Consider the following 12,917-nt stretch of genomic DNA (forward strand, 5'->3'; position numbering starts at 1 on the left):
TTATCGCGTTGAGGAGGCGCATCTTACGCTCCTCACTTCGAAAGTCAAGCGGTTGTTTTCGCTTTTCTTTCGGCGCCCACCTCACCAGGAGGCTAGCTCATCAGTTCGGCGTGGTCCGCCGTGCTGGTAGGGGCGCATTATAGGGAGCCGCGCAGCGATGACAAGAGCTTTTTGTAAAAATGCGCTCGTTTGCTGAAAAAGCAGGCTAAACCCCATGAAATGAGAGTTTACCCCAGTTTCATGCCGCTTTTTTGTTCATACCGTCAGTCTGGGCCTGAATGTAGTTGACCCAGCTGGTCGCCCTGTCTTGCCAGTTGTTCTGCTGTTGCAGCTCGCGAGCCAACACCAGCGCCTGAGCATATTGTTCTTTATTGAGGTGTGCCTGCACCAGCAGGGCCTTGGCTCTGTTGCCCTGCTCTCCCTTCACCGACTTGATGGCCACGAGCTGGGTCATGGCCGCATCCGTCTTGCCCTGTTGCAGCAGCAGTTCGGCGGCACGCATGGCGGCCTTGGGATGAGCATGTTCCCGGGCAAGCAGCTGCCAGCTGTCCACAGCCTTCGGCCACTCACGTGCCCCTTCCCACAACTGGGCCAGCAATTGGCGATTCTCGGCGTTCTGCTTCATCACCCCCTTGGCCATGGCAGACTCCAGCATACGCGCACCACGATAGGGCAGTCCCTGCCAGGCATACAGGCGGATCAGCTGGTTGCGGGCGGCGGCATCATCCATCAGTTGACGGTCGATGGCGGTTTGCAGCAGTGCAAGCGCTCGATCACCACGCTTGGCGGAGAGATTGAGCGACACAGCCTGCTGCCACCACTTGCTCTCTTTCGGCTCGCGGCGGATCAACTCTTCGGCCTGATCCGCAGCCACGCCGTAACGCTGCAATGCAGTGAGGGCGGAGAGGCGGATGATGGCTGCCTGCTTCTGCCAGCTTTTCTTCAACAGTTGTTCACTCTGGCTGGCTGCCTCGCCGTACTGCTTGTTGTGGTAATAGAGGCCAGCCAAGCGCAGACGCAAGGCATCGTCAGCCTTAATGGCCAATGCGGCCTTGTAGCTGGCGATGGCGCCGGGCCAGTTGGATTGCTGGGCCTGGATATCCCCTCGCAGACGCAACAACTGAAGTCGTTGCTGCTCTGGCCACTCTTTATAGGCCAGAGCCTGCTCCACGTAGCGACTCGCCTGTGCGGTCTGCTGCAGGTTGGCGGCCAGAGAGGCCTGTAACTGCGCCAGCCAGGCGTGCTCAGCCTCGGAACCGGGTTTGAGCACAGCCGCCTTGCTCTGGGCCTGTTGCCACTGGCCGGATTGATAGAGCTTCATCACGGGCTCCAGCTGGCGGGAGAAATGAGGGCTCACCTCCATCGCCAGACAGGCTTGGCTGACCAGGGCCAGCAGACAGATCCAGATCCGCAACATGGTTATGACTCCAATTTGAATTTGAGCGTGATGACTTGCACCAGCTTGTCGGTGGCGCCCGGCCTAGGCTGATAGCGCCACTTGTTGATCGCCTGAATGGCCGCTCGCTCGAACTGACGCTTCGGCTTGGCCTCGACAACCTCCACATCCTGTACCCGGCCGTCTGCATCGACGCTGAAACGCAAGGTCACGGACCCCTCGATGCCGGCCTGCTGGGCCCGGTAGGGATAAACAGGCTCAACCCGTTGCAGCGGCATCAGCATGTCGCCGGCACCGATCCCGGTACCCTGCTGCTGACCATGGAAATTGCCGCTCGCGACCGGAGTGGGACTGGTCGCCACGCCAGGGGCAGAGACCTGTACCGCGCTCAGGGTCGAGACCAGATCCAGGCTCGGCTGTACCGAAGGCAACGGGGCCGCCGCCGGCATGGGCAGCGGTGTCGAAGCCAGCGTGGCAGGCGGCTCCGGCAAGGGTTCCGGCTCCTGGGGTACCGGCCGCTCACGCACCTGTACCTCGGTCACCTCGTTCTGCATGTTGATGACGATGGATTTTTGCTCTGTGGCCGCCTTCTCCCCTCCGGGCGGCTCCACCAGGGTGGCCATGAACAACAGGATGCCCAGACTGAGGGCGATCCCCAGTCCCAGGCTCATCAACTTGTGTTTCATTTCGGTGCCACCGCCACGGCGATGTTGGCGATGCCTGCCGCCTTGGCTTCATCCATCACCCGCACCACCTTGCCGTGGGGTACCCGTTCATCGGCCTGGATCACCAGGCTTGCCTCGGGCTGCTCCGCCAACAGTCTGGCGAGGGTGGCCTGCACCCGCTCCACATCCACCTGTTTGCGGTCGAGGAAGATCTGCCCCTGAGCGCCGATCGCCAGCATGATGCTGGACGATTTCTGCGCCTTGGCCTGGCTGGCCTGGGGTCTGTGTACCTCAAGCCCGGCTTCGCGCACGAAGGAGGTGGTCACGATGAAGAAGATCAGCATGATGAAGACGATATCCAGCATGGGGGTCATGTCGATCTGCACTTCATCGCGCTGGCGTTTGGATTGCCGTCTCATTGCATTACCTTCTCTTCTCGCAGGCCGTCCCGGGTCTTGGCCAGCGCACGCTTGGCCTGACTCTCGAGCCGGCTCAGTAACAACACGCCGGAGAGGGCCACCACCATGCCTGCCATGGTGGGGATGGTGGCGCGGGAGATCCCGCCCGCCATGCTCTCCGGGTTAAAGCGGTTGGCCGCAGCCAGCGCATCGAATACGCCTATCATGCCGGTCACTGTACCCAGCAACCCCAGCATGGGGCAGAGCACCACCAGGGTGCGGATGAAGATCAGATGACGGTTGAGCGCCAGCTCCACTTCTGCCAGCCAGCGCCCGCGAATCGCGCGAGCGTGCCAACTGTGACGCTCGCGACGCGCCTGCCAGCGGCCCAGCAGCTCACGCTGCAACGGTGCAAACCCCAGGTTGAGGTAGAGCAGCCGCTCGATCATCAGAATCCACATCAGCACCAGCAAGGCCAGAATGACCCAGAGCACCGGGCCGCCACGGCCCATGAAGCTCTGCAACTGCTGCCAGATGTCGAGCATCATGCTACCCGCTCCACCCTGTCACCATTGCTTTCGGCCCGCTCGGCCAGGATCCCGGCCACCTGCTGTTCCAGCACGTTGGAGAGCTCGGTGAAACGGGACTGCAACAGGCTGTGGGCCAGGATCAGCGGAATGGCCGCTACCAGACCCTGCACCGTGGTGACCAGGGCCATGGAGATGCCGCCCGCCATGATCTTGGGATCGCCGGTACCGAACTGGGTGATGGCCTGGAAGGTGCCGATCATACCGGTCACTGTCCCGAGCAGACCCAGCATGGGGGCGATGGCCGCGATCACCTTGACCATGCCGATGCCGCGCTCCAGGCGAGGGGTCTCCTGCAGGATCGCCTCATCCAGACGCAGTTCGAGGGTCTCCATGCTCAGTTCTGGATGCTTGTCAGCCACCGTCAGCACCCGGCCGAGGGCGTTGTCGGCATGATATTCACCGCTCTTGAGCTGGCGACGAACCCGACCCAGTTCGCGAGAGAGGCTCCACAGCCGTACTCCAGCGATCCCCAGGCCGATGGCTGCCAGCAGCACGATGATGGCGCCGACCTGGCCGCCCTGCTGGACTTGCTGCCAGAAGGTGGGCGCCTGGGCCAGCATATCGAGCAGAACACCGTGGGAGGGATCCAGCGGCAACGCTTCTCCCTCCTGACCCTGATAAGCGGCCACAGCGGAAAGCACGCTGCCTGGCAGGCCCAGCACCGGACTCAGGCCTTCGGCCCCCGGTTGCAAGAAACCCGCATCGCCCAGCAGGGCGAAGCTGCCGATCCGGGTCAACGTCTGCTCGCTGGCAACGCCCTGGGCATCGAGCACCTTGCCGTTGAACTGGGCAACCCGGCCCGATTCGCGGATCTCCTGCAGCAAGGTGGCTGGCAGCAGGGCAAGGGCGGCACGATCAGGCACCTGTTTATCCTGTGCCATGGTTTTCAGCGGGGCGAGACGATCAGGATACTGGCCCTCGACGGCGGATTCGCTCAGCAACTTGACCGCATCGCTGGCGCCCTGACGGGTGACCGCAAAGATGTCGTTCATGTCGCCGGAGGCTTGATCCCACTGGGTATTGAGCTCCACCAGCTGCTTTTCATTGGCCGCGAACTGACTGGCCAGCTCCTTGCTCAGGCGCTGGGCCTCGGCCAGCTTGGCACGGGCACTGCTCAGCTCCCTGGAGACAGATGCCAGATCCTGCTGAGCCTTCTGCTCACGAGCCTGTTCCTGCTGCTGCCAGGCTTCCTCGGCCACGGCGGCTGTGGTGCCCAGAGAGAGGGCGAGGGCAAGGGGTAACCACTTCATGGTGACGCTCATGACTGGGCCTCCTGACCACGGCTGACGGAGAGGGGGACATTCAACAACTGGGGAACTTTCTTGTCGGCAGCCATTTCCAACGCCTCGGCGATGGGGGAGAGCCACTGGCCGTCGAGGGCTTGCCACTGCTTGTGCTCGGCAGACCAGCGCCACGCCTGGGAGCGATCGGCGGTCATCGCCAGCAGGGAGACCCGGCCCAGTGCCAGCACGTCGACCCGGCGCGGTGCGCCATCCAGCACCAGCTCGGCGGAATAATGGTCCAGCCTGCTGCCGTATTCGGCTTCAATCTGATAGGCCTGCAATAGCTGGCGGAACTTCTCCGCCTCGCTCACATCGGCTCTGGCCAGCGTCGCTTTCAAGGCAGCAACCCGCGCCAGACGATCCTCCCTGCGCAGCGGGATGTCATCCTGTACCAGCTGTTCCAGATCGGCTTGCATCTGCAGCATCAGGGGGACAAGCCCCTGTCTGGTCTCCTGTACCGCCTCCAACTGCTGGTTCAGCTTGCCCAGCTCGTTTTGCTGATCGGCCACCAGAGACTGCATGTAGCGGTTGTAGGCTTCCAGATCCCGCAGTTGCAGTTGGGCATTTTGCAGCTCAATCCTGGCGGCGACGGCTCCATCGGCGGCTTTCTCCACACGCAGCTGGGAGGCTTTCCCGTCGGCGATACTGTTCTTCAATGCTGGCGCAACTACCTCGTCGGCGGACACGACGCAATGAACGGCCATGGGTAACAAGGCCAGACCCCAAAACTTGTTCATGATATAAATCTTAACAATGATAACTATTCTCATTGTCTCAAAGAGTAAGGTCACTGGCAATCAGATGATTTTCTTGGCCTCTGGCCGAAAAAACAGGATACTTTTTAGACAAGTACGGGAATAACTGGCGTTGGTAGTCGCAACACCATTTTAAATAACTAAAAAATGTCTTTTCGATCAGCAAGATAAGTGATCGAAAAAGGAGACTTACATGTTTAACGATGCGATCTGGGAACACATAGATCGGTTCACCAAGGCGAAGAAGACCAGCGAGATCCAGCAACAACTGGAGCGCTTCAGTCATCAGATGGGGTTTGATTACTTCCGTTTGCTGATTATTTTCCCCATCAGTATGCAGAAATCCCATGTTGCCTTGTTCAACAACTGCCCCACCAGCTGGTTTGATGCCTATTCGGAACGGCACTACCTGACCCAGGATCCGGTCGTCTTCCTGGGGCTGAAGCAGACCCAGCCCATCTTCTGGAACAAGCTCGATTGCGATGCCCCCTGGTTGCCCAGCGCCAGCAGGGAGGTGATGAACCTCGCCGCCGACTTCGGGGTGAGGAACGGCGTCTCCTTCCCGCTGCACACGCCGCAGGGGGAACACGGCATCCTCTCTTTCATCAGCAAGGAGAAGTCCAATTCCGATCTGATGTTTGAAAACGTTCCCCTGCTGTCATTCTGCGCCAGCTACATCTTCAACTCGGCCCTGACCCTCATCAAGGCCAGGCCAGACCTGATGAAATACCTGGCCGAGCTGTCGGATCGGGAGAAGGAGTGCCTGTTCTGGGCCAGCGAGGGCAAGACCTCCTGGGAGATCGCCACCATCCTCGGCATCAGCGAGCGAACCGTGAACTTCCACCTCAATCAGGTCACCAACAAGACGGACTCGCGCAACCGCAACCAGGCGATCGCCAAGAGCATCTCCAGCGGCATCATAGTGCCCTCGCTGGACGATGTGACCATCACCAACCTGCGGCTGTCGTAGCCTGTTTTGCCAAAACAAAAAGAGCCGCAATGCGGCTCTTTTTTCATTTCCGGCGACGGCTTATTCCACAGTCACGGATTTGGCCAGGTTGCGCGGCTGATCCACGTCGGTGCCCTTGATGAGGGCGACATGGTAGGAGAGCAGCTGCAGCGGCACGGTATAGACGATCGGCGCGATCATCTCTTCCACGTGGTTCAGGCTCATCACCCGCATGGTCTCGTCGCTCTTGAAACCGGCGTCAGCATCGGCGAACACATAGAGGATACCGCCACGGGCACGCACCTCTTCCACGTTGGACTTGAGCTTCTCCAGCAGATCGTTGTTCGGCGCCACGACGATGATGGGCATCTCGGCATCGATCAGCGCCAGCGGGCCATGCTTCAACTCACCGGCGGCATAGGCCTCGGCGTGGATGTAGGAGATCTCCTTGAGTTTGAGCGCCCCTTCCATGGCGATGGGGTACTGGCTGCCACGACCGAGGAACAGGCTGTGGTGCTTGTCGGCAAACTCTTCGGCCAGAGTCTCGATCTGCTTGGCCAAGGCCAGGCTCTCCTTGATGCGTACAGGCAGGGCTTGCAGCGCCTTGACCAGTTCGGCCTCGGCGGCGGCGCTCAGGTTGCCACGGCAGTGACCGACTGAGGCCACCAGCATCAGCAGACCAGCCAGCTGGGTGGTGAACGCCTTGGTGGACGCCACCCCGATCTCGGCACCAGCCCGGGTCATGAAGGCCAGGTCGGATTCACGCACCAGGGAGGAGCCCGGTACGTTGCAGATGGCCAGGGAGCTCATGTAACCGGATTCCTTGGCCAGACGCAGGGCGGCCAGGGTATCGGCGGTTTCTCCGCTCTGGGAAAGAGTCACCAGCAGGCTGTTGGGGCGCACCACCGACTTGCGGTAGCGGAACTCGGAGGCGATCTCCACGTCGCAGGAGACGCCGGCGATCTCTTCGAACCAGTATCGGGCCACCATGCCGGAGTTGTAGGAGGTGCCGCAGGCGACGATCTGGACGTGCTCGACCTTGTCGAAGATGGCACGGGCGCCGTTACCGAAGGACTCGACCACCACGTGATCGCTGCCCAGGCGGCCTTCCAGGGTATTGGTGATGGCCTTGGGCTGCTCGTAGATCTCCTTGAGCATGTAGTGGCGGTATTCACCCTTGTCACCGGCATCGTGGGACAGCTCGGACTCCAGCTCCTCGCGCACCACGGCATGGCCGTCGGTATCGAAGATGTGCACGTCGCGGCGGGTCACTTCGGCCACATCGCCCTCTTCCAGGAAGATGAAGCGGCGGGTCACCGGCAGCAGGGCCATCTGGTCGGAGGCGATGAAGTTCTCGCCGATGCCGCGGCCGATCACCAGAGGGGAGCCGGAACGGGCCACCACCACGCGGCTGTCGTCACGGCTGTCCATCACCACGGTGCCGTAGGCGCCGCGCAGTTGCTTCACCGCGACCTGCATGGCCGCCAGCAGGCTGGGGGCGGATTTCAGCTCGTGGTGCACCAGGTGGGCGATCACTTCGGTGTCGGTGTCGGAGCTGAACACATAGCCCAGCGCCTTCAACTCTTCCCGCAGCTCTTCGTGGTTCTCGATGATACCGTTGTGCACTACCACGATATGCTCGGAGACATGGGGGTGAGCATTGCGCTCGGACGGCTCGCCATGGGTAGCCCAGCGGGTGTGGGCAATGCCGGTACCACCGTGGACGGACTGCTCCTCCAGAGCCTTGGCCAGTTCGGCCACCTTGCCAAGGCGACGCACCCGCTGCAGCGGCTGGTTGGCGCTGAACACGGCAACACCGGCCGAATCGTAGCCACGGTATTCCAGACGGCGCAGGCCCTCTACCAGGATTTCAGCCACATCACGTTGGGCGACGGCCCCGACGATGCCACACATAGACTTCTCCTTGAAACGTAAGACGTTAATTCGGTTGGATAATGGTTTGTTCAGGTCACACGGCCACGGGGGCGCAAATCAGCGTGATCCCCCTGGCCTGAATCTGTTCTCTGGCCGCATTGCTCAGCCCCTCGTCGGTCACCAGGGTATGGATGCCGGACCAGGGCAGCTCGAGATTGGGGATCTTGCGGCCGATCTTCTCCGACTCCACCATGACGATGACCTCCCGCGACACCTCGGCCATGACCCGGGAGAGGCCCACCAGCTCGTTGAAGGTGGTAGTGCCGCGCTCCGGGTCGATGCCGTCGGCGCCGATGAAGAGCTGGTCGAAGTCATAGGAGCGCAGCACCTGCTCCGCCACCTGCCCCTGGAAAGATTCGGAATGGGGATCCCAGGTCCCGCCTGTCATCAGCAGGGTGGGCTCGTTTTCCAGCTCGCGCAGGGCACCGGCCACATTGAGGGAGTTGGTCATGACGATGAGGCCGCGCTTGTTGCCCAGCATGGGGATCATGGCGCTGGTGGTGCTGCCGCTGTCGATGATGACGCGGTTGTGATCGCGGATCCGCTCGGCGGCAGCGCGGGCAATGGCAAGCTTTCGATTCGAAACTTGTTCCGGGTTGCTGTCCACCACCATCTCGCTGGGGAGGGGAACGGCACCGCCGTAGCGACGCAGCAACAGGCCACCGGTCTCCAGCACCGCCAGATCTTTGCGGATGGTCACCTCGGAAGTGGCGAAGTGTTTGGCCAGGGCATCGACGCTGACTTCCCCCTGCTCCTGCACCAGACTCACTATGGTGTGACGGCGCTGCTGTGTGTTGCGTTTAGTCATTTATAAGTTTCGATTCGAAAGAATGACGAAATATTAATGCCTTTTCGGGAAAAATCAAACGGCAAATAGGATCCGATTTGGTTCGATGCCAGAATGGGGCAGCTGATTTGCGACGAGGATGCCATGCAAAAACGACTCATCTGGCTGGTGGAAGATGAAGCCAGCATTGCCGATACCCTGATCTATGCCCTGCAGACCGATGGTTTCGAGGTGGAGTGGTTTCCCCTCGGCCAGCCGTTGCTGACGCGACTGGAACAGACGCGACCGGATTTTTTGATCCTGGATGTGGGGCTGCCGGACATCAGCGGTTTCGAACTGTGCAAGCGGGTGCGGGCACTGACCGATATTCCCCTGATGTTTCTCACCGCTCGCAGCGAGGAGATAGACAGGCTGATCGGGCTGGAGATAGGGGCAGACGACTATGTGGCCAAACCCTTCTCGCCTCGTGAGGTGTGTGCCCGGGTGCGGGTCATCCTGCGCCGCAGCCAGCCCGCCCCCTCCCAGCCGATACAGCCACTCGCCCTGGACGAGGAGCGGGCACGAATCTGCTTCCTGGGCCAGCCCCTGACGCTCACCCGCTATGAGTACCTGCTGCTCAAGACCCTGAGAGCCAAGCTGCGGGAGCGGGACCCTGACGCCAACCTGATCCTGACACACCGCGGGCTGGGCTACAGTCTGGAGCTGGCATGAACTCGGGGTGGCCGGGCATCGGTAGGGGGATGAGATGAGAATCGGATTGCAACTGCTGTGCGGCCTGGTGCTGATCTTCGCCCTGGCCGCCTGGTTCGTGCTGGAGATCTTTGTCGAAGAGATCAAGCCCGGGGTACGCAGCGCCACCGAAGATACCCTGGTAGACATGGCGCAGATGCTGGCCCCCCTGGCCCTGGACGACATGCAGGAAGGAAAGATGGCGAATGGCCGGCTGGCCAGCGCCTTCTCCCGCCTGAACCAGAGTCCCATCAATGCCCTCATCGATGGCCACCTCAAGCAGCAGGCGGAGTACCGCATCTATGTGACCGACGCAAAAGGCAGGGTGGTCTACGACTCGGACGGGGTGGATCTGGGCAAGGACTACTCGCGCTGGAACGACGTCTACCTGACCCTGCGTGGCGAATATGGCGCCCGCAGCACCCGCACCGATCCCGACGATGCTGCCAGCTCGACCATGTATGTGGCAGCTCCGCTGCGGGAAGGGGCCGAGATCATCGGCTCCCTCACCGTCGCCAAGCCCAACAGCACCCTGCAGCCCATGATAGAGCGCAGCGAACACCAGTTGCTGAAAGGGGCGGCCCTGCTGCTGTTCATCTCGCTGCTCATCGGCGCCTTGCTGGTGTGGTGGCTCAACCGCGCCATCGGCAAGCTGGTGCACTATGCGGATGCAATCAGCCAGGGTCAGCCCGCCAGCCTGCCGCGCCTCTACAGCCCCGAACTGGACAGGCTAGGCCACTCCCTGGAGACCATGCGCCGCCAACTGGACGGCAAGGCCTATATCGAGGCCTATGTCCACAGCCTGACCCACGAGCTCAAAAGCCCGCTGGCGGCCATTCGCGGGGCGGGGGAGATCCTGGCCGAGGCGCCGCCGCCGGACATCGCAAAGCGCTTTATCGGCAACATCAATCTGGAGACGGCTCGCATGCAGCAGCTGATCGAACGCATGCTGCAACTCGCCCGCCTCGAATCAGGGCAGGGGCTGGACAGACAATCCGTTGAGCCGGCCCGGCTGGGCAGACGGGTGCTCGACGCCCGCCAGATCCAGGCCCAGCGCCGCCAGATCGCCCTGCACGCCGAGCTGGGGGAAGGTCAGAAGCAGAAGTGGGATCCCCTGCTGGTGGAGCAGGCCCTTGGCAACCTGCTGGACAACGCCCTCGATTTCGCCCCCGCCGGCAGCACCCTGGTGCTGAGCGGCGCCATGGAGGAGGGGGGTTACTGCTACCGGGTGCGGGATCAGGGTCCAGGCATTCCCGACTTTGCGCTGCCCAGGATTTTCGAGCGTTTCTACTCCCTGCCAAGGCCAGACAAGGGAAAAAGCAGCGGCCTCGGGCTCAGTTTTGCCATGGAGGTGGCACGCCAGCATGGCGGCCATCTTGCTCTTGCCAATCAGCCGGGCGGGGGGGTGCTGGCCACACTCTGGCTGCCCGGCAACTGAGGACACTTCACACCAAGCACACAGAGCCGGGCTAAGCTGCACCTCCTCGATGACGACCGTCCCCGTCGATGCGCATTCATATTAATCAAGGAGATAGATATGCCCCGTATGCTGTTGTCCGGTCTGCTTGCCGCCGGCCTCTTCTGTGCACTGCCTGCCAGCGCCGCTTCTGGCTGCATGCTGTTTGCCGATGGCACCGGCAAACCCGTCAGCACCCAGGGGGACTGTGCCGCCCAGTTGACCCCGGCCTCCACCTTCAAGATCCCGCTGGCACTGATGGGCTATGACAGCGGCTTTCTGGTGGATGAACAACTGCCGGCCCTGCCGTTCAAGGCCGGTGACCCTGATTTCCTGCCGGAGTGGAAACAGACCACCACCCCGAGCAGCTGGATGCAATTCTCGGTCATCTGGTACTCGCAGCGCCTCACCGAGTGGCTGGGAGAAGCTCGCTTCCAGCACTACGTGGACAGCTTCGACTACGGCAACCGGGATCTTGAAGGCAACCCGGGCAAGCACGACGGTCTGACCCAGGCCTGGCTCAGCGCCAGCCTCGCCATCAGCCCCCAGGAGCAAGCCCGCTTCCTCGGCAAGATGGTGAGCGGCAAGCTGCCGGTCTCCGCCCAGACCCTGCGCCATACCGCCAACCTGATGCGTCAGCCCGACATCGACGGTTGGCAGATCCACGGCAAGACCGGCATGGGTTACCCCAAGCTGCTGGATGGCAGCCTGGACAGGGAGCAGCAGATCGGCTGGTTCGTCGGCTGGGCCAGCAAACAGGACAAAACGCTCATCTTCGTCCACACCGTTATCCAGAAGCCGGGCAAGCAGTTCGCTTCCCTCAGGGCCAGGGAGGAGGTGTTCGCCGCCCTGCCGGCCCGGTTGAAGACACTCTGATGCCAGCAACACCGGCGCCTTGCGCCGGTTTTTTTATCCCCCTTCACCACCACTTCACACTACCCCATCCTCCCTTCACGCGACCCCGGCACACTCCCGTTCAACAACAAGGAGACGTGTCATGGTCAAACAGATTTTCACCCACAAGATCGCCCTGCTGCTGTTGCTCTGCCTGCTGATGATGATCCCGGTTCACGCCATCATGGAGCTGAATCGGGAGCGCCAGGCCTATCGCAATCAGGCCATTCACAGCATCATGGCCAGCCACAGCGGGCCACAGCGCCTGATGGGGCCCGTACTGGTGCAGCCCTATACCCGAGCCGTCACCGTCGAGCAGGATGGCAAACATTTCGTGCGCAAGGAGCAGGTCTATCGCTACCTGCTGCCCCAGAGGCTGGACGTGCGGGCCAGCATGGAGGTGACCCCGCGCAAGCTCGGTATCTATCAGGCCCAGATTTATCACAGTCGCCTCTCCCTCTCCGGCCTGATGCCCACCAGCCAGGCCGACAAGGGGCTGGTGGCCGGCAACCCGAACCTGAGCTTCGACCCGGCGGATCCCGCCCTGGTGCCGGGCAAACCCTATCTCAGCCTGATCCTCTCCGATGCCCGGGGCATCAGCCGCGTACCCGAACTGCAATGGGGGGAGCAACGCATCCCGTTTGCCCCTGGTGCCCAGCTGGGGGACGGGCGAGTGGGGATCCATGCCCCGCTCGACGCCTTGCCAGACGAAGATGGCCGCTTTCACATCGAGCTGGATCTGCAGGGCATGAACGCGCTGGAAATAGTACCGCTCGGACAGGACAGCCGGTTTCACCTGAGCGGCAACTGGCCCCATCCCAATTTTCTCGGCGACTTTCTGCCCGGTGAACGCACCCTTGCGGATCAAGGGTTCGAGGCAAGCTGGCAGACCAGCTGGTTCGCCACCGACATGGAGAGCCGCTTCAACCGCATGATGAAGGGAGCCGGTACAAAACTGCCGTCATTCAGCGTCAGCCTGGTGCAACCGGTGGATCACTATCAGTAGATTGGCCCCTTGAAGATCCAGACACTTCGCCCCTCTTAACTTAAGAGGTAGTCTTGGAGCTATGTTCAGTACTA

12 protein-coding genes and 1 pseudogene are annotated in these 12,917 nt (G+C 61.7%); 5 read left to right on the forward strand and 8 right to left on the reverse strand.

The window, feature by feature from the left end; genetic code table 11:
* Positions 1 to 238: 238 nt before the first annotated feature.
* From PG879_RS19915 to PG879_RS19940, 6 genes are read right to left on the reverse strand one after another with little or no spacing between them, the layout of a single operon-like run.
* A complete protein-coding gene (locus tag PG879_RS19915) occupies positions 239 to 1,417 on the reverse strand; it encodes a hypothetical protein (RefSeq protein WP_270830601.1) in 1,179 nt (392 codons plus the stop codon).
* A 2-nt stretch (positions 1,418 to 1,419) separates the two neighbouring features.
* A complete protein-coding gene (locus PG879_RS19920; protein WP_270830602.1) occupies positions 1,420 to 2,082 on the reverse strand; it encodes an energy transducer TonB in 663 nt (220 codons plus the stop codon).
* Positions 2,079 to 2,480, reverse strand: a complete 402-nt coding sequence (locus PG879_RS19925) for an ExbD/TolR family protein (protein WP_010672232.1) — start codon at positions 2,478 to 2,480, stop codon at positions 2,079 to 2,081. The genes PG879_RS19920 and PG879_RS19925 overlap by 4 nt, the downstream gene beginning before the upstream one ends.
* On the reverse strand, positions 2,477 to 3,007 hold the full coding sequence (locus tag PG879_RS19930; protein ID WP_010672233.1) for a MotA/TolQ/ExbB proton channel family protein: 531 nt from the start codon (positions 3,005 to 3,007) through the stop codon (positions 2,477 to 2,479). The genes PG879_RS19925 and PG879_RS19930 overlap by 4 nt, the downstream gene beginning before the upstream one ends.
* On the reverse strand, positions 3,004 to 4,311 hold the full coding sequence (locus tag PG879_RS19935; RefSeq protein ID WP_270830603.1) for a MotA/TolQ/ExbB proton channel family protein: 1,308 nt from the start codon (positions 4,309 to 4,311) through the stop codon (positions 3,004 to 3,006). The genes PG879_RS19930 and PG879_RS19935 overlap by 4 nt, the downstream gene beginning before the upstream one ends.
* Positions 4,308 to 5,069 (reverse strand): DUF3450 domain-containing protein, encoded by a 762-nt coding sequence (locus PG879_RS19940; RefSeq protein WP_041214169.1) that lies wholly within the window; start codon positions 5,067 to 5,069, stop codon positions 4,308 to 4,310. The genes PG879_RS19935 and PG879_RS19940 overlap by 4 nt, the downstream gene beginning before the upstream one ends.
* A gap of 211 nt (positions 5,070 to 5,280) precedes the next feature.
* Here PG879_RS19940 and PG879_RS19945 point away from each other — a divergent pair, with 211 nt between their 5' ends.
* Complete coding sequence (locus PG879_RS19945; RefSeq protein ID WP_010672236.1) at positions 5,281 to 6,057, forward strand: LuxR family transcriptional regulator; 777 nt, start codon at positions 5,281 to 5,283, stop codon at positions 6,055 to 6,057.
* A 60-nt stretch (positions 6,058 to 6,117) separates the two neighbouring features.
* Here PG879_RS19945 and glmS read toward each other — a convergent pair whose 3' ends face one another.
* Both glmS and PG879_RS19955 read right to left on the reverse strand, forming a co-directional pair.
* Positions 6,118 to 7,950 carry a glutamine--fructose-6-phosphate transaminase (isomerizing) gene (glmS, locus tag PG879_RS19950; RefSeq protein WP_042016118.1) on the reverse strand — a complete coding sequence of 611 codons (1,833 nt, stop codon included), beginning with the start codon at positions 7,948 to 7,950 and terminating at the stop codon, positions 6,118 to 6,120.
* Positions 7,951 to 8,005: 55 nt separating this feature from the next.
* The gene (locus PG879_RS19955; RefSeq protein WP_010672253.1) at positions 8,006 to 8,779 is read right to left on the reverse strand and encodes a DeoR/GlpR family DNA-binding transcription regulator; all 774 of its coding nucleotides are present in this window, start codon (positions 8,777 to 8,779) and stop codon (positions 8,006 to 8,008) included.
* 123 nt (positions 8,780 to 8,902) lie between these two features.
* On the opposite strand from PG879_RS19955, the gene PG879_RS19960 reads away from it, so the two are divergent.
* The 4 genes and pseudogenes from PG879_RS19960 to PG879_RS19975 all read left to right on the forward strand — a co-directional run.
* Positions 8,903 to 9,469, forward strand: a complete 567-nt coding sequence (locus PG879_RS19960; protein ID WP_270830604.1) for a beta-lactam response regulator transcription factor BlrA — start codon at positions 8,903 to 8,905, stop codon at positions 9,467 to 9,469.
* A gap of 34 nt (positions 9,470 to 9,503) precedes the next feature.
* Positions 9,504 to 10,925, forward strand: coding sequence for a beta-lactam sensor histidine kinase BlrB (gene blrB, locus PG879_RS19965; RefSeq protein WP_270830605.1), 1,422 nt, complete (start codon positions 9,504 to 9,506; stop codon positions 10,923 to 10,925).
* Between the two features lie 99 nt (positions 10,926 to 11,024).
* Complete coding sequence (locus PG879_RS19970) at positions 11,025 to 11,819, forward strand: class D beta-lactamase OXA-1163 (protein ID WP_042016119.1); 795 nt, start codon at positions 11,025 to 11,027, stop codon at positions 11,817 to 11,819.
* A gap of 121 nt (positions 11,820 to 11,940) precedes the next feature.
* Positions 11,941 to 12,840: pseudogene (locus PG879_RS19975) on the forward strand (inner membrane CreD family protein); the annotation flags it as partial.
* Between the last annotated feature and the right edge of the window lie 77 nt (positions 12,841 to 12,917).

This window comes from Aeromonas sp. QDB63 (genome assembly GCF_027707425.1).
Lineage (GTDB): Bacteria > Pseudomonadota > Gammaproteobacteria > Enterobacterales > Aeromonadaceae > Aeromonas > Aeromonas caviae.